The organism is Nitrosospira multiformis (genome assembly GCF_900111585.1).
Taxonomy (GTDB): Bacteria; Pseudomonadota; Gammaproteobacteria; order Burkholderiales; family Nitrosomonadaceae; genus Nitrosospira; species Nitrosospira multiformis_B.
Genome location: NZ_FOHI01000011.1, coordinates 31,820 through 56,361 on the forward strand (window position 1 = coordinate 31,820; position 24,542 = coordinate 56,361).

Sequence of the window (24,542 nt, forward strand, 5' to 3'; positions counted from 1 at the left end):
CTTCAATTCATCATGACAGCAATTATTTCTCCCGCAGCGATTCTCGGTTCCCAGACCCTCCAGCTGAAGTCTCTGCCCCCACTGAGTCTTTACATCCACCTTCCCTGGTGCATGAAAAAATGCCCCTATTGCGACTTCAACTCCTATGAAGCTCGCGACCGGAGCGGCGGCATGCCGGAGGCCGAGTATGTAGCCGCCCTCATCCGCGACCTGGAAGCTTCATTGCCACAGATATGGGGACGCAAAGTCATCAGTGTTTTTTTCGGCGGTGGAACGCCGAGTCTGTTCAGTCCTTATTCCATAGATGGAATTCTTGCCGCCGCCAGGGCCTTGCTACCGCTGGAGCACTTGGCTGAAATAACGCTGGAGGCCAATCCCGGAACGTTCGAGGCGCAAAAATTTGCGGATTTCCGGGCCGCGGGCATCAATCGCCTCTCCATCGGCATTCAGAGTTTCAACGCCCCTCACCTTGCATCACTCGGTCGCATACATGACGGCAAGGATGCCCGTCGCGCGATCGAAATCGCCCAAAAGAACTTCGACAACATTAATCTCGACCTGATGTATGGACTACCGAACCAGACGCTGGAAGAAGCGCGGGAGGATATCGAGACAGCGGTTGCTCACGGCGTGCAGCATATTTCCGCCTATCATCTGACGCTGGAACCCAATACATTGTTTCATCGTTACCCGCCCTCCTTGCCCGATGATGAGCTGACGGCGGACATGCAGGCAATGATCGAACAAACGCTCGCCCGGGAAGGTTATGCAAATTATGAAACGTCGGCCTTTGCCCGGCCCGGGGGCGAATCCCGTCATAACATGAACTACTGGCTGTTCGGAGATTATCTGGGGATCGGTGCCGGAGCGCACAGCAAAATAAGCTTTCGGGACAGGATAGTACGTCAGATGCGGTACAGGCAGCCGAAGGAGTATCTGACCAGATCGGCTCCCGAAATGACATCTGAACCCCCTATCATGGAGCAGCACGAAGTAGGACGGAATGATCGCGCGTTTGAATTCGTGATGAACGCGCTACGCCTGACCGATGGGTTTGCCCCGCAAATGTTCATTGAACGTACAGGGCTGGCTCTCACTCACATCCAGCGTCAGCTCGACGAGGCGGAACGGCGGCAGTTGATAACGCGGGATTTTCAGCGTATTGCGCCTACTTTCGCAGGCAGGCGATTTTTGAACGATTTGCTGCAGATTTTCCTTCCCGGGCAAAGCCGCGCATAACCCTCTTCAGACGGGCTGTTTTTTCCGGAATATCACATCCCAGACCTCGTGTCCGAGCCGGAGACCCCGCTGCTCGAACTTTGTGAGCGGACGATATTCCGGGCGGGGCGCATAACCAGCTGCGGTATTGGTCAAGTGCGGCTCACCGCTCAATACCTTCAGTATTTGCTCCGCATAATCCTCCCAGTCGGTCGCCACATGGATATAGCCGCCGGGTTTCAGGCGGCTGCAAAGCAGGTCAACGAATTCGGCTTGTATCAGTCGGCGCTTGTGATGGCGCGCCTTGGGCCACGGGTCGGGAAAGAAAACGTGCACCCCGTCGAGGCACTCAAGGGGCAAAGCGTGTTGCAGGACATCAACCGCATCGTGCTGGATGACGCGTATATTCGTAAGGCCCAGTTCTTCCGCTTGCTTGAGCAGGCTGCCCACCCCGGGAGTGTGGACTTCAGCGGCCAGATAATCATTTTGCGGATGCGCCTGGGCGATCAGCGCTGTGGTTTCGCCCATGCCGAAGCCGATTTCCAGGAATTTAGGCGCACTTCTGCCGAAGATAAGGGCCAAGTCAAGCAGTTTCCCGGAATAAGGGATGCCGTATTTCGGCATCAATGTTTCATGGGCGCGTCGCTGCGCGTTTGAAAGGCGTCCCTGGCGAAGAACGAAGCTGCGGATGGGACGATGGGGAGAATGTTCCATTTTGTTAAATGCCTGGAAAGGACAGGTGGGGAATGAAAAATCCTTTCCGGTCCTTATTTCCCTGACATGTTGCCGATAACCCCCTCCACCGGAGAACTGGGACTTGCACTGTACAGCTTTTTCGGCATACGGCCGGCGAGATACGCTTCACGCCCCGCTTCAACCGCTTTTTTCATCGCTGACGCCATCAGTACCGGATTTTGCGCGGCAGCAATGGCTGTGTTCATGAGCACGCCGTCGCAGCCCAGCTCCATTGCAATCGCCGCATCCGACGCCGTACCCACTCCGGCATCCACAATGACCGGGACTTTGGCATTATCGATGATGATCTGCAGATTCCATGGATTGAGGATACCCATGCCCGAACCGATCAGGGATGCCAGAGGCATGATCGCGACGCAGCCGATCTCTTCCAGCTGCCTGGCGGCAATAGGGTCATCCGAGGTATAGACCATCACCTGGAACCCCTCCTTGATCAGAATCTCGGCCGCCTTGAGGGTTTCAACGATGTTGGGATAGAGTGTTTTCGGATCACCCAGGACCTCCAGCTTCACCAAGGTATGACCGTCCAGCAATTCGCGCGCAAGGCGCAAGGTTCTTACTGCATCCTCCACCGTATAGCATCCGGCTGTATTGGGTAACAGCGTATATTGCGATGGCGGCAGCACATCCAGCAGACTGGGCTCTTCCGGATTCTGGCCGAGATTGGTTCTGCGGATAGCCACGGTAATGATTTCTGCGCCGCTGGCGTCCACGGCGGTGCGGGTCTCGTCAAAATCCCTATATTTTCCGGTCCCGACCAGGAGGCGTGAGGAATAAGCTTTATCTGCGATGACAAGTCTGTCCATGGACTACCCTCCACCTACGGCAACGACAATTTCAAGCTTGTCGCCGCTGGCAAGCATCGGCTGATCGAATTGGCTGCGCGGTACGATTTCACCGTTGCGCTCGACCGCGATCCGCTTGCCCTGCAACCCCATGTGCTCCAGTAATTGCCTGATGTTCAGCCTTGCGTCATTCGTTGTCCCTGAATCGGTTCCAGAATCTGGAGAAGGAACAAGTTGGGATTGGCCATTGACTATAAGTTGTATCATTTTCCAAAGAGTCGCTTGGCAAAAATGCCGTCTCAGCTTTTGACAATATGCGTATTTTATAATTTGAATTATACGGCGCAGCCACCTCCTAGTCGACTCCGGTGAAACCCGATGTTCACCAAGTGCCCGAGAACATCGCGGATTCCCATTCCAGGATACGCGATCAGCGATCAATCGCTTTTATACGCAATGCGTCGACGACGAGCGAGAAGGCAGGGAATGGCTGTCGTCGGCTGGGGTAATACAGGTGGTATCCAGAAAATGGTTCGCACCAGTCGTCCAGCACACGTATCAGCCGACCTTCCTCGATGTGGGGTGCGAATTCTTCCTCGGGCAGAAATGCAATACCTAGCCCCGCCAACGTAGCATCCACCATGTTGGGGGAAGTGTTGAAAATAAGCTGCCCATCCACGTGCACATTCAAATGCTGGCCCCGTCGCTGGAAGTCCCAGACATAGAGTCCGCCCGCGGTCTGCATACGCTGGTTGATGCAGTTGTGGTTCAGCAGGTCCCGCGGCTTTTTGGGGATGGGGTGCGCGACAAAGTAGGCGGGTGAGGCCGCGACAGCCATGCGTAATTGCGGCCCAATGGGTACGGCAATCATGTCCTTCTCGATGGTATCTCCCAGGCGCACTCCCGCATCGAAGCGATCTGCCACGATATCGCGGAAGCCGTAGTTCACATCGAACTCTATCCTGATGTCGGGATACTCGTGCAACAAGGGTGTCAACCTGGGCAGTAATACGGTCCGCAGGACGTGATCGCCACAGGTGATGCGCACTGTGCCAGCAGGCTTGTCGCGCAGTTCCGTCAAAACATCCAATTCCGCTTCGATCTCGTCGAAGCGATAGCCAATGGCTTGCAAAAGACGCTCCCCAGCTGCTGTGGGCGAAACGCTACGCGTCGTGCGCGTCAGTAACCGAATCTGAAGGCGGGTCTCCAGGCCGCTTATTGCCTGACTCAACGCCGATTGGGTTACACCGAGCAGCGCGGCGGCGCGCGTGAAGCTGCCTTCCCGCGCCACCGTCACGAAGGACAGGAGATCGTTGAGATTGCGTCTGACCATGGTTCAGTTTCCCATGGAAGATTGATTAGTACAACTTATATCCTCTTTAAGAATTTATTAGCTAGTCAAGCTTGCTTTCGTTTGCGAACATTTAGGCCAAATCGACCGGCAGGGCCATCCACTCCGACACGGATAACATCCAGTTCCTACACGACTGCCGTCGGCCGAAGCGACGGGGCGCATCACTGGCTTGAAGCGCGACAGACAACTAGAGCAGCGTTGCTGTGGCCGTAAGAAGAAAGCCGTCACCACCAAGCCAAATCAATCCATTCACAGAGAGGACCAGAACATGACCATCAATCAAACTCAACGTTTCGCAGGGAAAGTGGCATTTGTCACCGGTGCTACAAGTGGGCCGCAATTGCTTTCGCGCGAGAAGGTGCGAGCGTCCTCGTGGCAGACATAGCTGAAAAGGGCGCACAGGAAACAGCACGTCTGATCGAGGAACATGGAAGTCAGGCCCTCGCCGTTACGTGCGATGTGAGGCGAAACGAGGACGTACAAAGGACGCTGAACGAGGCCATCGAAACCTTCGGACGGTTGGACTTCGCGTTCAACAATGCCGGTATCGAATACACCATCAAGCCTGCGGCGGACATCATGGAGGAGGAGTGGAACCGAATCATCGACACGAGCTTCGGTGTCGGGAGCGCCATCGTTGTCGATGGTGGCCAGACGGTATAGCGACAGTCGAAGCCAAGAGTCCTGCGGCCAAGCTGCAAGGCGCTGTTGTGCCCATGAGGATACTGACCGCTGTCAGACAGAACCATAAGCAGAATATTATGATAACAATCAAAATACATGACTTTTATTTATAGTAATACTGCGTACAATGTTCCAATGTCATGGCCGCATCAGGATGGAGCGGCTTTCACTTCATCCATTTCATTGGAGTCTACCTATCATGGAAAAAGAAATAAGGAAGTTTTTAACATCCATATCCATGCTGGGCCTGCTGGCCTCCTGCACTGAGACCAGCACGCTCGAAGCAAGGAATGACAATGCGAGCATGGCCGCGCAAAGTATCAGAACTTCTATCGACCACGACGAGCTCGCCCGGCGGTATGAAAACCGCGCCAGGAAACTTCTGGAAATAGCAGCGGAACACGAGAGACGGCTCCAGTATTACGAGGACAAAAGCTACCCTTATGGGAGACACGAGCAGGATTCACAGTCGCACGCCACGCTAGTGCAAAAATACAAACGGGCGGCAGAGAAAGCCACTAAAGCTGCTTTTCACCATAGGATGGCATCGCAACCGGCGAAACGCGATTATATTGCTTCGATAGCGTTACATTGATTGGGATTGCCTCAGGGCTCGGCAGGTAACCCTGGCCGGAACTGGGGTGTTGCCGGATCTCAGCCACCCCTAAAGCTAGGCTGGGGAGGGGATGCAAGGCCACATGATCGCCTCTGCGGAATTGATTGGATTGTATCAGAAGCAGTAAGGGCTCCCAGTAAAGCGGGCTGGTATCTTAACGCTCATTTGGCGCCACCCCTTTTGCGATCTCGGTTCCAAAAGTACGGTGACACATATTATCCCTGTACACGGCGGCGTCCTGGTCGCTGCTGAACACCCATCCACCATCAACGAGCCTGCGGAACTCATTGAAATTTAGCCGCCGCGGTTCACTTGAAATCCCCTTTAAATTCCCCTTGCACCGGCAGTCCAGTAGCTCCCGCTTCAATCCCCACAACGCCCCTTAGGCTTGAGCGAAGGGAACTTGTGGGAGGATGAACGAATACGCGGGAAGCTGGTCCCGCTTATCGATTACGGAGCGGATTTACTGACGTCCGGCGCTTCTCGGATCGCGCAAGCGGCATGAGGACGACTTTCAGCCGTCTTCAAGAAATCCTATCAAGGGCGGCATACGGGACGGAGCAATCCGGACACCCTACGATAACTCGCGCTGTGGCCGGCATCGCATCCGCAGGCTATTCCGTTCCACCCTCCTCAAAACAAGGAGAGAGGGGATTGATCGAGCCAGGAAACAGGATAGTCAAGCGGAACACTCCAATGAAAACCGGTTCCCAAAGCGCAGTCAGACTGGGAGTGAGCGTGAATCATGATCATCGGATTGGCCCCGGCTGGAGGATGTACTGTCCTGGTGAGGAGCATATACCACAAGGCCAATACCTGAGCGAGCGCATAGACCCATAGCGAATCGCCGAAGAGCTGATAGCAGGCAATGCCAATGAGAGCGCCTCCAGGGTGACCGCCAAAGAGCGCCCGTGGCTGTGCCGCCGGCGCGCGGGTAAGGCCAAATAAAAATACGGCAGAGCCGCCTGGCGAAGCAAGAACGGCGAGGCAGGCGGCGAAGCAAGAACGGCGAGGCAGGCGGCGAAGCAAGGGACAAAGGCTACTGCGCCACCCACTGCAGCGCCAAGTCCGCACCACAATAGACGAGCCAAGCTGAACGTTGCACTGTTTATGTCCGCTCAAAAAGCAAATTCCCCCAATCGTCCTGAGGATTATCCTAATATAAAAGATCAGGGAAATTAAGAACACTGATCGGCTCGTTCGACCCAGACTTGGCCTAATACTCGAGCTCCTGAGAATCTATCCTCTATTTTCGGGAAAAATGACCGTCCTGATCCTTTGGTTAACACGTGTACTGCTGCTTTTTCCAGCAATTGACCCTGCTGGTCCGTTTGTCACCGTACGGACTTTTCATAGTAACAGGATCATGATTTCTCTTGCTTTTTGCTTACCCAATTTAAAGGAGGCTCCGCGATGACCCATACTACCGATCCCAAAATGCAATCATGCATCGATGCTTGTAATCGATGCCATCAAACGTGCCTGCACGAAGCGATGACCCATTGTCTGGAGTCGGGCGGCAAACACGTTTCCGCAGACCATATGCGGCTTATGTGGAACTGTGCCGAGCTCTGTCAGACCTCGGCCAATTTCATGCTGAGCAACTCCACTTTAAGCAACCAGCTCTGCGGAGTCTGCGCCGAAGCCTGCGAAGCCTGTGCCAGGAGTTGCGAACAGGTAGGTGACATGGAAGAGTGTGCCAGAGTCTGCCGCGAGTGTGCCGAGAGCTGCCGCCAGATGGCTGGCTCCTACGCTAACCAAGCCACCGGGGCGCAGGAGCGCGTTCCCGCAGATGATTTGTAGCAAGCCCGGTTTCTTCTTTCCTCGGAGGATGCCCTTCTTTAGCGCAGAACTCTGCATCATCTGCTGCGACTACTCATGACGCAAGGATCGCCAGTGCTGATCCGCTGGCGATGTCCCCTGTATATTAATCTTGATTTACGGAAAGAGGAGCGCATCCTGATTCCGTTTTATCCCACAGATATCAAATTCCCGAACCAACCGTCGTGTAGGAGATAGATGAATAATAAAAATAATCAAAAATGTCCCCGGTTGTGATACCGGCGATTCGACCAAACTCCATCTCATGCTCCACAAACATGTAGGCAACGGCAAAAACCTACACCTCCAGAAAATGTGCGATTAATAGTCCCATCATTACCCGCAACACGGCAATGCGTTTATGTACATGCTCCAATGTGAGTCTAAGAAAACGTAGTGCTTCATAATGGAGCATTACAGATCGCCACGATCATTCCTGCTGATATGCCCAAAATCACGAGATGGGCAGCATGTTCATTCATGGGTCACTCGTATGCCTAAATTTTTTATTATCCGTGAAGGGACATTGGACAAAGAGAACCGGTAACAGCTTGAGTGTCTTTTACTCTTTAAGACTTATTTATGAAAAAACAGGAACAGGAAAACGTCGCGCCGCGGCCGATCTCAAGAAGCGATATTGCCGCGTATTTCGGGAAACCGGAGTCCGGCTTTCGTGACCGTCTCTTTGTAATTATTTTCGAAGCCGAGACCCGCGCTGGGCGATGGTTCGATTTTTCGCTCATCGCTGCCATTTTGTTAAGTGTGGTCGTGGTGATGCTCGATAGCGTTTCCGAGATTAACCACCGATATGATGGAATCCTGAATGCTCTGGAGTGGTTTTTCACTGTTGCGTTTACGATCGAATACATAGCTCGGCTGTGGTGCGTAAAACATCCCTTGCGATATGCCAGGAGTTTTTTTGGGATAGTGGATCTTCTTGCAATCCTTCCAACATATGCTGCCTTTTTCATACCGGAACTGCATGCGTTAGTCGATCTTCGCCTACTGCGATTGCTGCGAATGTTTCGCCTTCTGAAGCTTACTGCGTACGTGGAGGAGTACTCGCTGCTGGGCAGCGCAATCATAGCGAGCAGGCGCAAAATCCTGATTTTCCTGTCTGTGGTAGCGATCGTGGTGATTTTGAATGGCACGCTGCTGTATGTAATAGAAGGAGGTCCCAATTCTCCGTTTAGCAGTATTCCGACATCGGTCTATTTCGCTATTACAGCGGTCACAACCGTTGGCTTTGGCGATATTACTCCTCAAACTGATCTGGGACGCGCCATTACGTCAATCACCATGCTGGTCGGGTGGAGTATCCTTGCTGTCCCAACCGGAATTATCACTTCGGAAATGACTGCTCAACGGTTCGCGATGAAACGCCCGCCAAACACTCGGACCTGCCCTGTGTGCCTGACAACAGGACTGGAAGAGAACGCAAGATTTTGCCGGAATTGTGGAGCGAAACTTCCCTTGTTTGCACGCGATCAATAGAGGGTTGGCGCGCTAGCGATTGCAGTCAGAGGGGGTTCAGTATCGTGATGAAGCGGTTTAACTGTCTTACGTAGTGTGCTTTCCGTACCCCGAACTTTGACCGGATAAACGGCATGATGGGCGATTGGAGCTGCGTGTGAAGAGGACGCAAAAGACTAACGCGAGTCCGTCAAGGCAGCCAGCGAGCCGGAGGCGGTGCATACCCCGAATGAAGAACCTGGTTTCGAATAAGGGAACGGCCCCTGCCATTTATGGCTTAGTTTCCGTATAATCCGCAGCTATGCGGCGGGTGTAGCTCAATGGCAGAGCAGAAGCTTCCCAAGCTTACGACGAGGGTTCGATTCCCTTCACCCGCTCCATTTCTCCCCGCCTATGAACCGCTACCCCCACTGTACCAGATGGGCTTTTTTCCTGTTTGCGGGCTTAACAGTTCTGCTGCTGGGCAGCATCATTTATATTGTTGTCATTTTTGATCCCAATGCATACAAGCCGGAGATCATCCGGCTCGTGAAAGAGAAAAAGGAGCGGCTGCTCAGGCTCGACGGTCCCATTACGCTCGCGTTCTTTCCCAGTCCTGGCTTGAAACTCACCGGACTTTCCCTTAGTGAACATAACAGTGACGAAGAATTCGCGACCATAGAGAAGGTTCACTTTTCTCTCGAAATCCTGCCATTGCTTCGAAAGGAGCTGGTGCTGGACGAAATCAACATCACAGGACTGAAAGCCAATCTGATCCGTTTTTCCGATGGCAGCACGAACATCGATGATCTGATCAGGAGCGAGGAGCAACGGGAACGCTTCCGATTCGATATAGGGCGGGTACATATGGAAAAAACCCTGCTCGCCTTCCGCGATGAAGGCAGCGATACGCATTTCGTATTCAGGAACATTGGGTTGGAAGCTGACCGGGCGGACGAACGAGCAGATTCGGAGGAGGATGCGATTCGCAGCAAAGTGGAATTGGCGTTTAACATAGCTCATCCTGAGCGTGCCGAAGTCGATATAACGACCCGTATACGTTTTCACCTGACTTTGAACGCAGAAAGGCAGTATTTCGCACTCAATGGGATGAAGCTCGCTGCCGAGGCGCAGCTTCCGGATACAGGCCGATTGCTCATCCAGTCGAGCGGAAATTTTTCTGCCAGCTTTCTGGAGGAAGGAGGGGAATTTGGTGCCGAGGAATTCACCTTCGATGCCGGAATAAGGAACGTTGACAGCAGTTTTAATATTGGGGTGAATGCCATCCATCTGGGCTTAAGGGGACAGAAAGTGACCGCGGATAAAGTTTTGGGAGTGGCACAAATTAACAGGTCCCATAGCCTGACCCGCGGAAAGTTTTCTCTTTCGTCGATACAGGGGACCCTGGCGGAGTTCCGGAGTGAGGTGCTCTCGGCCGATCTGGAATCAGAAAGCGAAGGCCGGGTTATAAAGGCCCATTTTTCCTCGCCAGTTGGCGGCAATATTCAGGCGCTTTGGCTGAGGCTGCCAGAATTGAAAGCAGAAATCGAGGCGAAGGGTGCAAGCCTTCCCGCGAATGGTATTCAAGGAAGCTTCTTCGGCAGCGCCTCCCTTGACAGCTCGGCTGGCAATGCGTGGACAAAGCTGAACGGAACCTTGGCAGACAGTAATATCACGGTGATATTTTCGGCAAGCGGCTTCATTCCGCCGCACCTCGCTTTTGAAGCGGATATCGATGAGCTGAATCTGGACCGTTTTTCGGCGCGACAGCAAGATGGGCAGCAGCGACAAAAAGCCAGCCACCCGCAGCGCTCATTCGAATTAAGCGTGCTGGATGATCTGGAGGGCTTGAACCTGGAAGGGTCGATTCGGGTAGGCGTATTGAAGGCGGGTGACTTCACGGCATCAAGGGTCAGAGTGGACATACGCCCCTGATGAGCGCGGGAGGAGATATTTCGGATTCTATTGCGAATTCTTTCGCCACTAGACTCATCCGCTGGCAGCGCGAGCATGGCCGCCACCATCTGCCTTGGCAGAACACGCGTGACCCCTATCCCATCTGGCTCTCGGAAATCATGCTGCAGCAAACGCAGGTGGGGACAGTTATTCCCTATTACCGGCGATTTCTGCAATGCTTCCCCGACATACAAAGTCTTGCCTCCGCATCGCTGGATGAGGTAATGGTACAGTGGAGCGGGTTGGGCTACTACTCGCGTGCGAGGAACCTGCATAAAGCGGCGCAGCGGATTGTGGGAGAGCATGGCGGGATTTTTCCCGAGGAGGTTGACATCATTCGTCAGCTTCCGGGAATCGGCCGCTCCACCGCTGCGGCAATTGCGGTATTCGCATTCGGAAAGCGAGCCGCGATTCTCGACGGCAATGTGAAACGCATTCTTTCGCGTTGCTTCGGAATCGAGGGTTACCCGGGCGAAAAGCAGGTGGAAGCGCAGTTGTGGCAAAAAGCAGAAGCATTGCTGCCAAAGAGAGATGAGAGCCCGATTGAGCGCGATATCGAGGACTATACCCAGGCGCTGATGGACTTGGGGGCAACTATCTGCATCCGTGCTCGCCCCATGTGCGGCTCATGCCCGCTTCGCCTGGAGTGTATTGCTTTCAGGGACAGCCGCGTCGGCAGCCTGCCCACTCCTCGGCCGAGGAAGATATTGCCGGAAAGGGAAGCGGTGCTGCTGCTGGTGGTGGCACAGGGCAAAATCCTGTTGGAAAAACGGCCGAGCGTGGGGATCTGGGGCGCGCTGTGGAGCCTGCCGGAGATGGGGATGAATGAGAATGTGGTTGAATACTGCATGCGGTTCGGGATAAATGTGGGCCCAATGTCACAGATGGAAGCATTCACTCACACCTTTACCCACTTCAGATTGCGAATTTATCCGCTCATCCTGCAAGTCATTTCCTGCCCGGCGGACCATTTGGCACCAGAGGCGTTATCGCAGTCCGGGAATCCCTGTGTATGGATAATGCCCGAGGACGCGCTGAAAGCTGCCATCCCCTCCCCCGTGAGGAAAGTGCTTCTACAATATACATCTCAGACAGAGCCGCTTGAAATTCCGGCTATGGCAGATAACTGACGGCGAGTATATATTCGAAAGAGTGATGAATAACTGGAAGGACTGGAGAAGGCACCAGCGCGCGGAACTGATGGCGGCCAGGGAATGCATAGGCGCAGCCGACCATCGTCGCTGGAGCGCTGCCATCACCGAGCTGCTGGAACAAGGCTTTCTCGCGCTCCGGACAAGTACTGTCGGATTTTGCTGGCCTCATCGGGGCGAATATGATCCCCGTCCGCTCATGTTTTTTTTCCAGACCCGGGGCGCCACGCTTGCGCTCCCCGAGGTAGTGAATAAACATGAGCCACTCCGGTTCCGCAAGTGGTGGCAGGAAGCGCCCATGAAAATCGGCGCTTATGATATTCCGGTACCTGACAATACCGATGTGGTAACAGTGGATGCCTTGATCATCCCCATGATCGGCTTCGATAAACTTGGCTTTCGCCTGGGGTACGGCAGCGGTTATTTCGATCGTACACTAGCCGTCATGAAGCCGCGTCCGCTCGCTATCGGTGTTGCGTTCGAAATTCTCCGCCTGGAAAATTTGCATCCCCACGCACACGATATTCCCATGGATTTCGTTGTCACCGAGGCGGGAATTTATCATGCAACCCACACGGGATTGAAACCCGTTTCTGCTGGCCAATGCGCCGATATTCTCACCGCGAGGACAGGAGAAATCAGGGAGACCGAAGGATAGTTCATCGGCACGAGAACGCGCCGCGTCGAATTCAATCGGCCGTACTTTCTTCGCCCCAGCGCGGCATGAGCGTATGGGCAACTCCCACATGGTCGAGGATACGCGCCACTACAAAATCCACCATGTCGTGGATATCCCGGGGATGGTGATAGAAGCCGGGATTGGGTGGAAGGATTATTGCGCCGCTACGCGCAAGCTTCAGCATATTTTCGAGGTGAATGGCGGAAAATGGGGTTTCCCGGGGTACGAGGATGAGCTTCCGGTTTTCCTTCAGCATTACGTCCGCTGAACGTTCGATCAGCTTTTGACTCATTCCTGCGGCAATTGCAGCAAGCGTACCCATGGTGCAGGGGCAAACCACCATTGCGTCAGCCGGGTTGGAGCCGGAGGCAACCGGAGCCAACCAATCCTCCCGTCCAAACACGCGCAACTGGTCCTGTTCAGTACTGAAACGCCGACGCAACAGCTCCTCGGCTTCCCGGGCGCGAGAAGGCAATACCAGCTGCATTTCCTGATGAGCCACGATCTGCGCTGCCTGGGAATACATCAGGTAGACGCGAGTGCCGGCTGCGAGCAACAGTTCCAGCAAACGCATGCCATAGGGCATGCCGGACGCGCCGGTAAAAGCAAGCGTGACAGTTTTCGATGTGCTGGCGCGGGAATTCAATGTCTGGAAATGGATAAGTAATCGGCGAGCGGGGATGCCCTGTTCGCCCACAGGGTTGCAATGTTGCAGGGGGCGAATGGCGTTTTATGCATTCAATTCCCGATGTCGTACCAGAACCTGGTTGTTTTCCGTAAAATAACGCGCCAACCGCTCCACGAAATAAACGGAACGGTGCCGCCCTCCTGTGCAACCGATCGCTACCGTGAGGTAATTGCGGTTATCGCGGATGAAACAGGGCAACCAGTCATCGACGAATCGGCGAATATCCTCGAACATGCGATTCACGCTGCTGTTTGCATCCATGTATTCGATCACGGCGCCATCCTTTCCCGTCAAAGGTCGCAGAAGGGCCTCATAGTGGGGATTGGGAAGGCAGCGAACATCGAACACCATGTCGGAATCCAGCGGGATGCCGTGCTTGAAGCCAAAAGATTGGAACAGCAGCGTCAGGCGCCCGGGCTCCAGTCCGATGAAATCTCTTATCCAGGCTCGCAGCGAGCTCGCGCTCAAGTCACTGGTATCGATGCGGTTTGCCAGGTCATGAATTTCACGCAACATCTCGCGTTCCATCTCTATGCATTCCGGCAGGGTGGATTGATTGTCACTGAGTGGATGACGGCGGCGAGTTTCGGAAAAACGCTTCAACAGCGTATCCGTCTTGGTGTCGAGAAACAACAGATGGATATCCATTTTCTGCCGCCTCAAGTCGGCCAACCGCTGTGGCAGGAGATGCAAGGTTTCGCTGCTTCTGGCGTCAATGCTGACGGCGACGCGCTCGTGACCGGATTGCTTCAGATAAACCGTCACCTCCAGCAGCAGGTTGGCCGGAAGATTGTCAACGCAATAGTAGCCGTTATCTTCCAGAACGGTAAGCGCGATGCTCTTGCCGGAGCCTGACAGGCCGCTGACGACGATCAATTGCATAGATTCAAATCGTACCGGATAAGAATATCCGTGAGCAGAAAGGCAGGGAAGGACGAGAAGGTTTTAACTCTGTTTTCGCCCACGTGTTTATGTTTGCCCGTTCTCGAGTTCCTGTTGATGGCGCGCGAAAAATTCCTGACCGCTGTCTATGCCGCGCAATTGCAAAACATAGTTCCGCACCGCCGCTTCTACCAGCACAGCGAGGTTTCGGCCGGCGGCAACTGGAATGATGACTTTCCGGATGTTGACATCCAGGATATTCTCAGTGACATCATTGATCGGCAGCCGTTCCATTGCATTGAGATCAGTGCTGCTGGGTTTCTGCAAGTGAACGATGAGTTTCATGTTTTTTTTGCGCCGTACCGCCGTTTCGCCAAAAATCGTTCGAATGTTCAGCATTCCAAGTCCCCGCACTTCGAGAAAATCGCGCAGCATGGGCGGGCAGCGTCCTTCGAGCATTTCCGGCGCAATGCGATAGAGCTCCACCACATCATCCGCCACCAATCCATGTCCGCGACTTACCAGTTCCAGCGCCAATTCGCTCTTGCCGACACTGCTCTCGCCGGTAATCATTACGCCGAGGCCAAGAACGTCGAGCAATACGCCATGCCTGCTGCAGGAAGGAGCAAGGACCTGCCCGAGATAGGGACGTAATATCCAGAGGATTTCGAGACTGGAGTAGGGTGTACAGAAGAGAGGGGTACGCGTGGAATCCGCCAGGGACCTTATGGAATCGGGGACACATGCGCCCGCTGTAACAATGATGCATAGCATGTCGCTTTCGGCAAGCCTGCGCATATGCTGTTCGAGGGAAGCAGGATCGAGCGCGTTGAGATATTCGGCCTCGGTTTCGCTCAGTACCTGAATCCAGTTGGGATGGATGAAATTGAGGTGTCCGATCATCCCCTGCGTCGAACGCGCGATCGCTTCATTATCGAGACTCCTGTCGCCTCCATCCCGCCCTGCTTCCCAGGTGAGATCCAGTTTCTGGCGTTTTTCCTCGAAAAGCTGTCTGGCGTCAATTCCGACCATCTGGTTGAATACCTCCTGATTATCAGGATTGGGAAAAACCACGAGCTTCTTCCCGGGAGTCCCGAAACAAATTCATGGTTTCGGAGCGAAAAGCGGTGTTGAATCTATTGATGCAGAACTCTTTATCGTTGCTACACCTGATCGTTGATTCAGATTGTCCTGATCCGGAATTCCTTAAACGGCATCCGTGCGTTGGCTTTCATTTTTCTCCTTGCGGCGGACCAACTGACGATCGAGTTTATCAACGAGATTATCTATGGAAGCGTACATATCGGTGCTGTCTGCCTCGACAAAAATATCATTGCCAGGCACCCGGACCAGCGCCTCCGCCTTCTGCTCCAGTTTTTCCACGGAAAGGGTCACAGTGATATCCACAATCTGGTCGAAACGTTGAGTGATCCGGCTCAATTTGGAAACAACATAATCGCGCAATGGAGAGGTGATTTCGACTTGCCGACCTGTGACGTGGATGTTCATTTGTGGCTCCTATGAAATGAACTGGGGTTAAAACGATTTCCGAAGATTGACGGAAGGAATTTGCAAGGACTCCCGATATTTTGCCACGGTGCGGCGAGCAACCATGATACCCTGCTGCCCCAGGACCTCCGAGATCTGATTATCGCTGAGCGGCTTCCTCGAGTTTTCTGCGCTGATCATTTGCTTGATCAGCGCGCGAATGGCGGTGGCGGAGCAGGCGCCGCCACTATCCGTTGATACGTGGCTGCCAAAAAAATACTTCAATTCGAAAATACCGCGCGGCGTACGCATGAATTTCTGCGTGGTAACCCGCGAAATGGTGGATTCATGCAGATTCAGCACATCGGCGATTTCCCGCAATACCATCGGACGCATTGCAACTGCTCCATGCTCGAAAAACTGCTGCTGGCGTTCCACAATGGCTGCCGATGCCTTGAGGATGGTGTTGAAACGCTGTTGTACGTTCTTTACCAGCCATTTTGCTTCGTGCAATTGGCTGATCAGCCGACGGGTAGAGTCATCATTGCATCCTTTCAGGATCTCGGCATAGAGGCGGTTGATCCTGAGACGCGGCATGGCTTCCGGGTTAAGGCTGGCTACCCAGGAACCGCCGATTTTGGTCACGATGACGTCGGGTACGATGTAGCAGGCAACTGCGGAGCTGAAGGCCGTGGCTGGTCTCGGATTCAACCGCGTTATCATCTGCTGGACGGAACGAAGACAGTCGTCGCTGCAGTGCAGCACCCGCTTGATGGCGCTGAAGTCCCGGGATGCCAGGCTTTCAAGATGATTGTTCACTAGCGCCAACGCCTGCTCCAGGTAGGGCGTATCGGGTGGCAGCGCCTGCAGTTGCATGATGAGGCATTCTCTCAAGTTGCGCGCACCGATCCCGGGGGGATCCAGGTGCTGCAAATGTTCGAGGGCAATGTGCAGGTCGTCGATATCTATTGACAGCTCGGCGGGCAACAGATCGACCAATTCTTCCAGATCTTGGACGAGATAGCCATCATCATCCAGGCTGTCGATCAGTAATCCGGCGATCTTTCTATCGCGCTGGGAGATTTGGCTCAGGCTGAGCTGCGAGTTGAGGTGGTCGCGCAGACTCGGAGGTTCCACCGCTTGCTGCGGAATATCACGTTCGTCCTCATCGTCCCGGTTGTGCCGAAAAACGCTGTCCTCCGGAAGCCACTCCCGCTCGTCGAGCGGCTGCTTCACATCGGTTTCTGCTTCGACGGAGAGAATAGGGATGCTTTCCTCGGCAACCTCCAGCTCATTTGGCAACGGTGCGGCCAACTCTTCCGGTATGACTTTATGATAATCCGTGCTGTCGTTACCGATGCTGTCATCAAGTTCCAGAAGGGGATTCTCCTGTACGATGCGCTCTATCTCCTGGTTCAACTCTATGGTGGAGAGTTGCAATAACCGGATGGACTGCTGCAATTGCGGCGTAAGCGCCAGATGTTGCGACAGCTTGACTTGAAGAGTTGGTTTCATATTGGAAAAACAGCGATAAAGCCGGTTTCAGGTAAAGCGAAGTTTTATTTCAAAGGCGGAAATGTTCTCCCAGATAGACTTTTCTCACGTTTTCATTATAAATGATTTCGTCTGGACTGCCGCTCGCAAGCACCCTGCCGTCGCTTATGATGTAGGCATGGTCGCAGATTCCTAATGTTTCCCGGACATTATGGTCGGTGATCAGCACACCGATGCCCCGCTCCCTCAGAAAGCGGATAATTTTCTGGATGTCCAGCACGGCAATGGGATCCACTCCGGCAAATGGCTCGTCCAGCAAGATGAAATGTGGCCCTGTCGCCAGCGCACGGGCAATTTCGACGCGCCGCCGTTCCCCGCCGGACAAACTGATGGCCGGACTGTTGCGTATATGACTGATATGCAGATCATGCAGCAAATTGTCGAGATGCTGCTGCATCTCGTCAGCCCCATGGTTTTTCAATTCCAGTACAGCGCGAATATTGTCGGCTACCGAGAGTCGCCTGAAAATCGAAGCCTCCTGCGGCAAATAGCTCAAACCAAGGCGCGCGCGCTCATGCATGGGCATCTGGCTGAGGTCAAGCTCATCGAGGACGATGCTGCCCCCATCCAGCGGCACAAGGCCCACCATCATGTAAAAACAGGTGGTCTTGCCTGCGCCATTGGGACCCAGCAAGCCGACGACTTCTCCGCTTTTAACCGAAAGGGAAACATCATGCACCACTGTGCGCGACTTGTAGCTTTTTTTCAGATTTTCCGCCCTGAATTCACTTCTCTTTCCTGAGGAAACCAGGGGAGCTTCAGGGGCTTGGGAAGCATGATCGGCGTGGCCGCGGGCTGAAGAGAGGGGAAGTTCCATAATGGTGTTTGTTTATGAATTGTCTGCCTCGGGTTTGGGCTCCTTCTTTTTGGGCTGTATCACAGCTCTCACCCTGCCCTCGGAATGGGTTTGGGTGCTCGTTCCACCCTCGCCATTTACCTGGAAGAATTCGTTGACCGCATCATAGGAAATATAGTCCCCATGAACTTCATCCTTTCCGCGTCTCAATCTTGCTTTCTTGAAAAGCTGAACCTTGTCGGCCTTGCCATCGTATTCCATACGCTCGCTCCAGCCCTCCACGTATTCATCCTTGCCATCGCGCTTCTGGCGAAAACTGGCAAGATTGCCGAATGCAGTGGCGTATTGAAAACCGTTGGCGTCTTCCTTCACTGTCATCTTATCCGCGCGAATAATCAGTGTTCCTTGGGTCAGTACGACATTGCCGATAAAGGTAGCTAGCTTGTTGGCATCCTGCACGGTGGCGCGGTCCGCCTCCAGATGCACAGGCTTCTCGCTGTCTGCCCGCTCTGCCAGAACCGGTGCGCTGAAGAGCATTACAACGAGAAAAGCGGCAGACAGGGGTTTCATGGGAGCCGTAAAAGAGAACCTAGCGTTTCTTGTCATGCACGACCTTTACTTGCGACAACAACTGTGTGTTGCCCGTACGATTGTTCATTTCCATTCCAATCGCTCTGATAGTGGCGTTCGTTTCAGTTATCTCCACGGGCTTGTCCGTTCGCGCAATGTCCTGGTCGGGAATGAGATGCAGCAGACTGGTTGTCAAGATTGTCTCACCGCGGCCTTTACCCGCGTTTCGGACGATCACCACATTGCCACTCAAATAAATGTCTTCGCCCTCGGCGGACATCTTCGCATGATCCGCCTGCAGTTGTACTGAAGGTTTACCGGGTTCGATAGTAATTAAGCGGGGTTGTTCCAGCTCAGCCGAATCATCGTCGGGATAATGCACCATTTTTTTTCCGAGAAGCATTTTGTATCCCGCGTCGTTCTCATCCGTGCGAATGGCAGAAAAATCTTCCAAAACATAATCGGGCGCCCGTACTGATACGCTCTCCGGCGCAAGCAGAGGTGTGTGCCCGTCCTGATTCAGCAGGATTAGCAATGATGCAAACAGGGCTAATATAACGAAAAGGAACCCGAAGCGAAGGTGACCAATCATGTGAGATAAGTCGCAAGATGCGCGTCCAGCGTGTCCTGTGCCTGCATTATCATTTCGCAGATCTCGCGCGCAGCACCTCGCCCTCCTTCCAGACGGGTGATATAGTGCGCGTGCTTTTTCACGAGGGCAGGTGCGGCAGGCACAGAGATGGCAAGACCGCAGCGCAGCAGGATTGGCAGATCGATCAGATCATCTCCCACGTATGCACAGGCGGATGCATCCAGGTGTTGATCCTCGAGCAAGGCCTCGAATGCGGGAAGCTTGTTTTTTGCGCCTTGATAGACGAGGGTAACGCCCCAGTCCTTTGCCTTCAAATCCACGCAGCGGGACTGACGGCCCGTGATAAGCGCCACCTTGATTCCGGTGGCCTTGAGCATTTTCAGGCCGTGGCCATCCTGGCTGTTGAACGCCTTGATCTCCTCACCTCCGTCCGTGAGATAGAGGCTCCCGTCCGTGAGCACGCCATCCACATCGAAGATAACCATCGTGATCTTTCTTGCCTTTTCGTATATGTGTTGCATTTTGCTATGGGCTGAATAGTCGGATCGAATGAACTTGTAAAAACTCTGGAACAACCTGCATTGCGTATGAATGCCGAAACTCGGTGAGAACGTAGGAGATGAATGAATGCCGCAGCTACCCGCTGTGAGGTTGCCGCGTCAGCCCGAGCGGGCACTGATGGATGGAAGCAAGGAGTTTCCGATCTAAGGGAGTAAAACTATCCGATGAAAAGCCGGGATCAGTTTCTTGGCAATGGGAACACCACTGACTCAACCACTCCTCTCAACTCTTCCACCACCACTTCCCTTTCCGCTTGCTCTGACACGATTTGTCTGAGTCGCGAGATGACTTCCTGTACAAGCACTTCCGGCGCCGATGCCCCCGCAGTAATACCGATCCGCATTTTGCCTTTCAGCCAGGTTTCCTGCAATTGTTCCGCCCGGTCCAGCATGTACGCGTCCACTCCGGCATTTCTCGCCACTTCACACAGGCGGTTTGAGTTGGAGCTATTGGGGGAGCCCACCACAATCACGAGATCGCATTGCTTGACCATCGTTTTTACCGCGTCCTGCCGGTTCTGGGTGGCGTAGCAGATATCATCCTTTTTGGGACCGAGGATGTTGGGAAAACGACCTTTCAGGGCCTGGATCACCCGATTGGCATCGTCCACGGATAAGGTGGTCTGGGTCACGTAAGCCAGGTGAGCCGGATCCTGCACCTGCAGTTTCTCGACATCTTCTTCTGTTTCCACCAGATACATGGAAGGACCATCTCCCTCGGCCTGACCCATGGTACCTTCCACCTCCGGATGTCCCGCATGGCCGATCATGATGATTTCTCTTCCCTGGTCCCGCATCTTTGCCACTTCAATGTGGACTTTGGTCACGAGCGGACACGTGGCATCGAATACCTTGAATTGTCCCGCCTCGGCTTCGCGTCGCACCGCATGGGAAACTCCGTGAGCACTGAAGATCAGAATGCTGCCGGCTGGGACTTCATCGAGGTTCTCGACAAATACTGCTCCCTTTTTTTCCAGATCCTCCACTACGAAACGGTTATGCACCACTTCGTGGCGCACGTAGATCGGCGCGCCATGCACGCTCAGTGCACGCTCGACAATTTCGATTGCCCGGTCCACGCCTGCACAGAAACCGCGAGGGTTTGCAAGCAATACCTTGATCATTTCGCCGTTTTCCATTAAATACACCTCATTCAAGCACAAATACCGCTGGCGGTACGGTTAGCATTCGACATATACCCTCAAATTTAATCCTCTGGATAACCTCTGTATGCCTGCGAGTGCCAGCCATTCTACAAACCATGAGGCATTCAATGCAGGGCGGGGAAGGCAAAAGCATAAACGCTTATTTTACCATTCATCTGTTTTCTCAAGAGAAATTCTTATCCTCCTGATTGACAAATCCGCTTCTGAGGGCCTGCCGGTGCATGTTCATGGGGGAGCACGAAAATCAGGAATCAGGCAGGCGGGCGGTTTTCCGGCGGGAACGAACGCGTTCCAGCTGTTCGCAAACCAGACGTGTCCCCTGCAACACGCGAGTCGTCTGGCGTTGGATCAGATCGGGGTGCACGAAAAATACATTGTTATTCCTCACCGCGCTGAGCGGCGAAAACTGCCGGAGGAAAGCCTTGACTTCAGCCGTCGCGCTTTCATCCTGCTCCAGTGAGACACTGCTGATGATGGCATCCGGATCCGCCTCGAGCAGGTTTTCCCCGGATACCACTGGTGTCAGGGAAGATGCCAGCGCAAACACGTTCGTGCCGCCGCATACATCGATAACATCGCTGATGAGGTGCTGGTCGTTTACCGTCATCAGCGGCTGATGCCAGATCAACTGGAATACGCTGACCCTGGGCCGGTTGCTGTAGCTGCTCTCGATCCGCTGCAATTCCTCTTCATAGGCTTTCGCTGCCCGTTCCGCTGGCCCTGATGTTCCCGCCAGCGTGCCGATGGTTCGCAGCAGGCGCGGCACATCAGCCAGCGTGACTGCTTCTGTCGCAAAGACAGTCAGGCCAAGCCTTTCCAGCTTCTCGATATCGGCTCTGGCGTTGCCACTGCGCCAGGCCAGCAGCAGATCGGGCTGTAGTGCGACAATTCTCTCAAGATCCAGACTGAATGAGTCCCCTATGTCGGGAATGGATTTTGCGGTATCCGGATAATTGCTGTGCCTGCTGACTCCAACCAGTTTTTTCCCGGCTCCAGCAGTAAATATCAGTTCAGTGATGTTGGGTGAAAGGGAAATGATGCGCATTGCAGCGTGAGTCATACGAACACTGCGACCGTCATCGTCCGTCATCGTCCCCGGAAAGCCCGATAAAGATGTTCCGGTTGCGGGAGTAGCAAAACCTGGGGAGGATGCCGGTCGAATTACGCCGCCAGCATTGCCGGAATCCATGAAAGCCGATGTAAGCAATGCGAACAGCAGCATCAGGACCTGGCGTATCACAGTCACGCTGCTCCCCTCCCGGCATGTCTATGGAGAAGGACTGGAAAGAATGAGAAAGGGGAAGCTGAGGCAGCCGGCAGTGCGGCGTGCCTGGAGTGTCTATTCGAAAAGAAGTTCAGACTGGCAATTCAGGCGCTTTGTACCGAGGAGGACAGCGCCGGTTCGGCATCCTCCTGATAACGCTGGGCAAGGGCAGCACGCTGCTCGTAGGCTTTCCGCGCAATGGCCACGTCTTCCAGGAAAAGCGGCAATTCCCTCATCAACAACGCCTGAGGTCCATCCACCAGCGCTTTCCCCGGCGCAGGGTGAAAATCCACCAGTATCATATTGGCGCCGGCGATGACGCCTTGCGCAGTTGCATGCATGATATCGAGTATGCCATCTGGGGACGCGGCTCTCATTCCGACAGAATGCGACGGATCAATGCAGACCGGCATGCGTGTCAGCCGTTTGACCACTGGCACATGGGCAAAATCGACAAAATTGCGATGCGGATCGCCCATGTTGGTTTTCATGCCGCGCAGACCGAAAACGACTTTGCGGTTACCCTCGGATGCTAGATATTCTGCAGCGTTGAGAGATTCATCCAGGGTAATACCAAAACCACGCTTGAGCAGCACCGGAAAATCCTGCTGGCGTCCCACTATTTTCAGTAACTCGAAATTCTGTGTGTTGCGCGTGCCGATCTGCAGCATGACCCCGGTGGCATTGCCCGTGCGATAAAGCGCATCACAGATTTCCTCAAGATGGGATTCGTGGGTGATTTCCATGGCTATCACCCTGATCCCGTATTTTCCGGCCAGTTCGAATACGTAGGGTAAACAGGCCTTGCCGTGGCCCTGAAACGAGTAGGGGCTGGTACGGGGCTTGTAGGCTCCCATGCGGGTGCACACTTGTCCGTTGTCCCGCAGCGCCTGCATCATCAGTTCGACGTGCTCGAGCGTATCCACTGCGCACAGTCCGGCAAAAACGTTCAGCGTATCCTGACCGAAACGCACTCCGTTATAATCGAAATGGGTAGGCCGGTGATCATCCTTGTGTCGACCAAGAACACGATACTCCTCCGAGATCCGGACAACCTGCTCTACACATGGCAGGTTTTGCATATCCTCGACCAGCAGCGCCTTCGTGTTCCCGATCAGATACACTTCGGTGAGCGTCTGCTCGCTGCCGACCTCGGTGCGCACTCGAGTGGATATTCCCGGCATATTGGCAAGATACGCCAGTAACTGTTTGTAGTCGGGACTTTCAGGTCCGGTATCCGGGCTAAGTACAAGAATCATAAAATAGAATTGGTTTGGGCAAACGCGGCGGGCTTGGGCGCCCAGTCAAGGAATGGATTCTAACCGAAAAAACCAATGCTTGTCATTCAATCGAATATCGCGTTTAATCCCTTGAATAAAACAGATTTCAATCCCGGACCACTCGCAACACAAACCGGGAACCATCCGAAGCGCTTTGGCGAAAATATAGAGGTTGATCCACGAGGCAGGCAATTACCATAGGCATAGCCTTTTCCCCGCTACCGTGACTGAACAGGGCAGAAGAATCCGGAATGAAAAAAAAGCGGACTATTCCCCCTATCCGTCCGCAATTTTTCTGATGGGGCCGACGGCAAGCGGGAAAAGCGGGCTCGCGCTGCATATCGCACGTTATCTTCCGGTGGAGATCATCAGCGTGGATTCGGCGCAGGTCTATCGCCACATGAATATCGGCACTGCGAAACCAGACGCGGAAGCGCTGGCGGCCACGCCTCATCATCTCATCGATCTGATCGATCCGCCTGAGCATTATTCTGCTGCCCGGTTCCGCACTGACGCACTGCGCACCATGCGGCAGATTACGGATCGGGGCAATATTCCGCTTCTGGCAGGCGGCACGATGCTCTATTTCAAGACGCTCCTCGAGGGACTTTCGGAACTTCCTTCCGCGGACAGCGAGTTGCGCGCTGCGATTGAAGCCAAAGCTCGAAAAAGCGGCTGGCCCGCGATGCACCAGGAGTTGTTCCGGCTGGACTCCGCCAGCGCAGAACGCATCAAACCAACCGACAGCCAGCGCATACAGCGCGCCCTGGAAGTGTTCTATCTCACCGGCAAACCCATGTCGGAAACACTGAGCAAGCCGAAAAATGTTTCACTACCCTACGAGGTGGTCAAGATTGCGCTCGTTCCCGGCAACCGTCAGGCACTGCACCAGCGCATCGCAGCCCGCTTCGAGCAGATGCTGAAGCATGGATTAATTGATGAGGTGCGGGCAATCCGTGATAAATTCTATCTCAGTGACGAAAACCCTTCGATGCGGTGCGTGGGTTACCGGCAAGTATGGATGCATCTGGAAAAAGAAACCGACGCATTGCGAATGCGGGAAATGGCGTTGGCCGCAACCCGGCAATTGGCGAAACGCCAACTCACCTGGCTTCGTTCTATGAAAGAAACCAGAGAATTCGACTGCCTGCAAGAAAATCTGCCTGAACAGGTGAAAACCTACCTCCTCAATACTGGATTGAAGTTTACAGAGGTTTCATAATCGGTAAT

General features: G+C 53.9%; 26 protein-coding genes and 1 tRNA gene. 9 read left to right on the forward strand and 18 right to left on the reverse strand.

The window, feature by feature from the left end:
- Positions 1-12: 12 nt before the first annotated feature.
- A complete protein-coding gene (gene hemW / locus BMW46_RS13390; protein ID WP_074709162.1) occupies positions 13-1,239 on the forward strand; it encodes a radical SAM family heme chaperone HemW in 1,227 nt (408 codons plus the stop codon).
- Between the two features lie 6 nt (positions 1,240-1,245).
- Here hemW and trmB read toward each other — a convergent pair whose 3' ends face one another.
- From trmB to BMW46_RS13410, 4 genes are all read right to left on the reverse strand, one after another.
- Positions 1,246-1,932: a tRNA (guanosine(46)-N7)-methyltransferase TrmB gene (gene trmB / locus BMW46_RS13395; RefSeq protein WP_074709163.1), complete on the reverse strand. Its 687-nt coding sequence runs from the start codon at positions 1,930-1,932 to the stop codon at positions 1,246-1,248.
- A 53-nt stretch (positions 1,933-1,985) separates the two neighbouring features.
- On the reverse strand, positions 1,986-2,780 hold the full coding sequence (locus BMW46_RS13400; protein ID WP_074709164.1) for a thiazole synthase: 795 nt from the start codon (positions 2,778-2,780) through the stop codon (positions 1,986-1,988).
- Positions 2,781-2,783: 3 nt separating this feature from the next.
- Positions 2,784-3,026, reverse strand: coding sequence for a sulfur carrier protein ThiS (gene thiS, locus BMW46_RS13405; protein WP_041352691.1), 243 nt, complete (start codon positions 3,024-3,026; stop codon positions 2,784-2,786).
- Positions 3,027-3,189: 163 nt separating this feature from the next.
- Positions 3,190-4,092 (reverse strand): LysR family transcriptional regulator, encoded by a 903-nt coding sequence (locus tag BMW46_RS13410; RefSeq protein ID WP_074709165.1) that lies wholly within the window; start codon positions 4,090-4,092, stop codon positions 3,190-3,192.
- A gap of 360 nt (positions 4,093-4,452) precedes the next feature.
- Here BMW46_RS13410 and BMW46_RS13415 point away from each other — a divergent pair, with 360 nt between their 5' ends.
- Together BMW46_RS13415 and BMW46_RS13420 are read left to right on the forward strand one after the other, a co-directional pair.
- Positions 4,453-4,776 carry an SDR family oxidoreductase gene (locus BMW46_RS13415; protein ID WP_256377079.1) on the forward strand — a complete coding sequence of 108 codons (324 nt, stop codon included), beginning with the start codon at positions 4,453-4,455 and terminating at the stop codon, positions 4,774-4,776.
- A gap of 220 nt (positions 4,777-4,996) precedes the next feature.
- The gene (locus BMW46_RS13420; RefSeq protein WP_074709167.1) at positions 4,997-5,392 is read left to right on the forward strand and encodes a hypothetical protein; all 396 of its coding nucleotides are present in this window, start codon (positions 4,997-4,999) and stop codon (positions 5,390-5,392) included.
- A 654-nt stretch (positions 5,393-6,046) separates the two neighbouring features.
- Here the strand turns inward: BMW46_RS13420 and BMW46_RS13425 are convergent.
- On the reverse strand, positions 6,047-6,535 hold the full coding sequence (locus BMW46_RS13425) for an HPP family protein (RefSeq protein ID WP_256377075.1): 489 nt from the start codon (positions 6,533-6,535) through the stop codon (positions 6,047-6,049).
- Between the two features lie 489 nt (positions 6,536-7,024).
- Positions 7,025-7,276, reverse strand: coding sequence for a hypothetical protein (locus tag BMW46_RS15465; RefSeq protein ID WP_177171101.1), 252 nt, complete (start codon positions 7,274-7,276; stop codon positions 7,025-7,027).
- A gap of 540 nt (positions 7,277-7,816) precedes the next feature.
- Between BMW46_RS15465 and BMW46_RS13435 the strand changes: the two genes are divergently transcribed.
- From BMW46_RS13435 to BMW46_RS13455, 5 genes are all read left to right on the forward strand, one after another.
- Entirely contained in the window at positions 7,817-8,728 is a 912-nt protein-coding gene (locus tag BMW46_RS13435; RefSeq protein WP_074709169.1) for an ion transporter, read from the forward strand.
- A gap of 285 nt (positions 8,729-9,013) precedes the next feature.
- Positions 9,014-9,087 (forward strand) — tRNA-Gly (locus tag BMW46_RS13440).
- A gap of 13 nt (positions 9,088-9,100) precedes the next feature.
- Positions 9,101-10,621 (forward strand): AsmA family protein, encoded by a 1,521-nt coding sequence (locus tag BMW46_RS13445; RefSeq protein ID WP_074709170.1) that lies wholly within the window; start codon positions 9,101-9,103, stop codon positions 10,619-10,621.
- Positions 10,621-11,772 (forward strand): A/G-specific adenine glycosylase, encoded by a 1,152-nt coding sequence (gene mutY, locus BMW46_RS13450; protein ID WP_074709171.1) that lies wholly within the window; start codon positions 10,621-10,623, stop codon positions 11,770-11,772. Before BMW46_RS13445 ends, mutY begins: the two co-directional genes overlap by 1 nt.
- Positions 11,773-11,797: 25 nt before the next feature.
- A complete protein-coding gene (locus tag BMW46_RS13455; RefSeq protein WP_074709172.1) occupies positions 11,798-12,451 on the forward strand; it encodes a 5-formyltetrahydrofolate cyclo-ligase in 654 nt (217 codons plus the stop codon).
- A 31-nt stretch (positions 12,452-12,482) separates the two neighbouring features.
- Here the strand turns inward: BMW46_RS13455 and BMW46_RS13460 are convergent, their stop codons facing one another.
- The 12 genes from BMW46_RS13460 to BMW46_RS13515 all read right to left on the reverse strand — a co-directional run bounded on the left by BMW46_RS13460 (position 12,483) and on the right by BMW46_RS13515 (position 23,291).
- Positions 12,483-13,058, reverse strand: coding sequence for a flavin prenyltransferase UbiX (locus BMW46_RS13460; protein WP_371113521.1), 576 nt, complete (start codon positions 13,056-13,058; stop codon positions 12,483-12,485).
- A gap of 144 nt (positions 13,059-13,202) precedes the next feature.
- On the reverse strand, positions 13,203-14,042 hold the full coding sequence (gene rapZ, locus BMW46_RS13465) for an RNase adapter RapZ (protein ID WP_074709173.1): 840 nt from the start codon (positions 14,040-14,042) through the stop codon (positions 13,203-13,205).
- 87 nt (positions 14,043-14,129) lie between these two features.
- Complete coding sequence (hprK, locus tag BMW46_RS13470; protein WP_074709210.1) at positions 14,130-15,074, reverse strand: HPr(Ser) kinase/phosphatase; 945 nt, start codon at positions 15,072-15,074, stop codon at positions 14,130-14,132.
- A gap of 174 nt (positions 15,075-15,248) precedes the next feature.
- On the reverse strand, positions 15,249-15,551 hold the full coding sequence (hpf, locus tag BMW46_RS13475) for a ribosome hibernation-promoting factor, HPF/YfiA family (RefSeq protein WP_074709174.1): 303 nt from the start codon (positions 15,549-15,551) through the stop codon (positions 15,249-15,251).
- A 27-nt stretch (positions 15,552-15,578) separates the two neighbouring features.
- A complete protein-coding gene (locus BMW46_RS13480; RefSeq protein WP_074709175.1) occupies positions 15,579-17,045 on the reverse strand; it encodes an RNA polymerase factor sigma-54 in 1,467 nt (488 codons plus the stop codon).
- Between the two features lie 49 nt (positions 17,046-17,094).
- A complete protein-coding gene (lptB, locus tag BMW46_RS13485) occupies positions 17,095-17,901 on the reverse strand; it encodes an LPS export ABC transporter ATP-binding protein (RefSeq protein WP_256377076.1) in 807 nt (268 codons plus the stop codon).
- A gap of 12 nt (positions 17,902-17,913) precedes the next feature.
- On the reverse strand, positions 17,914-18,450 hold the full coding sequence (gene lptA / locus BMW46_RS13490) for a lipopolysaccharide transport periplasmic protein LptA (RefSeq protein WP_074709176.1): 537 nt from the start codon (positions 18,448-18,450) through the stop codon (positions 17,914-17,916).
- A 19-nt stretch (positions 18,451-18,469) separates the two neighbouring features.
- Positions 18,470-19,042, reverse strand: coding sequence for an LPS export ABC transporter periplasmic protein LptC (gene lptC / locus BMW46_RS13495; RefSeq protein ID WP_074709177.1), 573 nt, complete (start codon positions 19,040-19,042; stop codon positions 18,470-18,472).
- Positions 19,039-19,563, reverse strand: a complete 525-nt coding sequence (locus BMW46_RS13500) for a KdsC family phosphatase (protein ID WP_074709211.1) — start codon at positions 19,561-19,563, stop codon at positions 19,039-19,041. Before BMW46_RS13500 ends, lptC begins: the two co-directional genes overlap by 4 nt.
- Positions 19,564-19,781: 218 nt before the next feature.
- Complete coding sequence (gene ispH / locus BMW46_RS13505; RefSeq protein ID WP_074709213.1) at positions 19,782-20,726, reverse strand: 4-hydroxy-3-methylbut-2-enyl diphosphate reductase; 945 nt, start codon at positions 20,724-20,726, stop codon at positions 19,782-19,784.
- 286 nt (positions 20,727-21,012) lie between these two features.
- A complete protein-coding gene (locus BMW46_RS13510; protein ID WP_256377077.1) occupies positions 21,013-22,014 on the reverse strand; it encodes a cobalamin-binding protein in 1,002 nt (333 codons plus the stop codon).
- A gap of 122 nt (positions 22,015-22,136) precedes the next feature.
- A complete protein-coding gene (locus tag BMW46_RS13515) occupies positions 22,137-23,291 on the reverse strand; it encodes a 3-deoxy-7-phosphoheptulonate synthase (RefSeq protein ID WP_074709178.1) in 1,155 nt (384 codons plus the stop codon).
- 319 nt (positions 23,292-23,610) lie between these two features.
- Here BMW46_RS13515 and miaA point away from each other — a divergent pair, with 319 nt between their 5' ends.
- Positions 23,611-24,534, forward strand: coding sequence for a tRNA (adenosine(37)-N6)-dimethylallyltransferase MiaA (gene miaA / locus BMW46_RS13520; protein WP_218141806.1), 924 nt, complete (start codon positions 23,611-23,613; stop codon positions 24,532-24,534).
- Positions 24,535-24,542 lie beyond the last annotated feature (8 nt).

What these genes read in the sequence shown, in the direction of transcription:
- BMW46_RS13500 (WP_074709211.1), bottom strand. Translation starts at nt 19,563, where the DNA reads ATGCAACACATATACGAAAAGGCAAGAAAGATCACGATGGTTATCTTC.
- thiS (WP_041352691.1), bottom strand. Translation starts at nt 3,026, where the DNA reads ATGATACAACTTATAGTCAATGGCCAATCCCAACTTGTTCCTTCTCCA.
- hprK (WP_074709210.1), bottom strand. Translation starts at nt 15,074, where the DNA reads ATGGTCGGAATTGACGCCAGACAGCTTTTCGAGGAAAAACGCCAGAAA.
- BMW46_RS13420 (WP_074709167.1), top strand. Translation starts at nt 4,997, where the DNA reads ATGGAAAAAGAAATAAGGAAGTTTTTAACATCCATATCCATGCTGGGC.
- BMW46_RS15465 (WP_177171101.1), bottom strand. Translation starts at nt 7,276, where the DNA reads ATGATGCAGAGTTCTGCGCTAAAGAAGGGCATCCTCCGAGGAAAGAAG.
- hpf (WP_074709174.1), bottom strand. Translation starts at nt 15,551, where the DNA reads ATGAACATCCACGTCACAGGTCGGCAAGTCGAAATCACCTCTCCATTG.
- BMW46_RS13515 (WP_074709178.1), bottom strand. Translation starts at nt 23,291, where the DNA reads ATGATTCTTGTACTTAGCCCGGATACCGGACCTGAAAGTCCCGACTAC.
- BMW46_RS13455 (WP_074709172.1), top strand. Translation starts at nt 11,798, where the DNA reads ATGAATAACTGGAAGGACTGGAGAAGGCACCAGCGCGCGGAACTGATG.
- hemW (WP_074709162.1), top strand. Translation starts at nt 13, where the DNA reads ATGACAGCAATTATTTCTCCCGCAGCGATTCTCGGTTCCCAGACCCTC.
- BMW46_RS13445 (WP_074709170.1), top strand. Translation starts at nt 9,101, where the DNA reads ATGAACCGCTACCCCCACTGTACCAGATGGGCTTTTTTCCTGTTTGCG.
- BMW46_RS13435 (WP_074709169.1), top strand. Translation starts at nt 7,817, where the DNA reads ATGAAAAAACAGGAACAGGAAAACGTCGCGCCGCGGCCGATCTCAAGA.
- BMW46_RS13480 (WP_074709175.1), bottom strand. Translation starts at nt 17,045, where the DNA reads ATGAAACCAACTCTTCAAGTCAAGCTGTCGCAACATCTGGCGCTTACG.
- miaA (WP_218141806.1), top strand. Translation starts at nt 23,611, where the DNA reads ATGGGGCCGACGGCAAGCGGGAAAAGCGGGCTCGCGCTGCATATCGCA.
- BMW46_RS13400 (WP_074709164.1), bottom strand. Translation starts at nt 2,780, where the DNA reads ATGGACAGACTTGTCATCGCAGATAAAGCTTATTCCTCACGCCTCCTG.
- lptB (WP_256377076.1), bottom strand. Translation starts at nt 17,901, where the DNA reads ATGGAACTTCCCCTCTCTTCAGCCCGCGGCCACGCCGATCATGCTTCC.
- BMW46_RS13460 (WP_371113521.1), bottom strand. Translation starts at nt 13,058, where the DNA reads ATGCCCTATGGCATGCGTTTGCTGGAACTGTTGCTCGCAGCCGGCACT.
- lptA (WP_074709176.1), bottom strand. Translation starts at nt 18,450, where the DNA reads ATGAAACCCCTGTCTGCCGCTTTTCTCGTTGTAATGCTCTTCAGCGCA.
- ispH (WP_074709213.1), bottom strand. Translation starts at nt 20,726, where the DNA reads ATGATCAAGGTATTGCTTGCAAACCCTCGCGGTTTCTGTGCAGGCGTG.
- rapZ (WP_074709173.1), bottom strand. Translation starts at nt 14,042, where the DNA reads ATGCAATTGATCGTCGTCAGCGGCCTGTCAGGCTCCGGCAAGAGCATC.
- BMW46_RS13410 (WP_074709165.1), bottom strand. Translation starts at nt 4,092, where the DNA reads ATGGTCAGACGCAATCTCAACGATCTCCTGTCCTTCGTGACGGTGGCG.
- lptC (WP_074709177.1), bottom strand. Translation starts at nt 19,042, where the DNA reads ATGATTGGTCACCTTCGCTTCGGGTTCCTTTTCGTTATATTAGCCCTG.
- mutY (WP_074709171.1), top strand. Translation starts at nt 10,621, where the DNA reads ATGAGCGCGGGAGGAGATATTTCGGATTCTATTGCGAATTCTTTCGCC.
- trmB (WP_074709163.1), bottom strand. Translation starts at nt 1,932, where the DNA reads ATGGAACATTCTCCCCATCGTCCCATCCGCAGCTTCGTTCTTCGCCAG.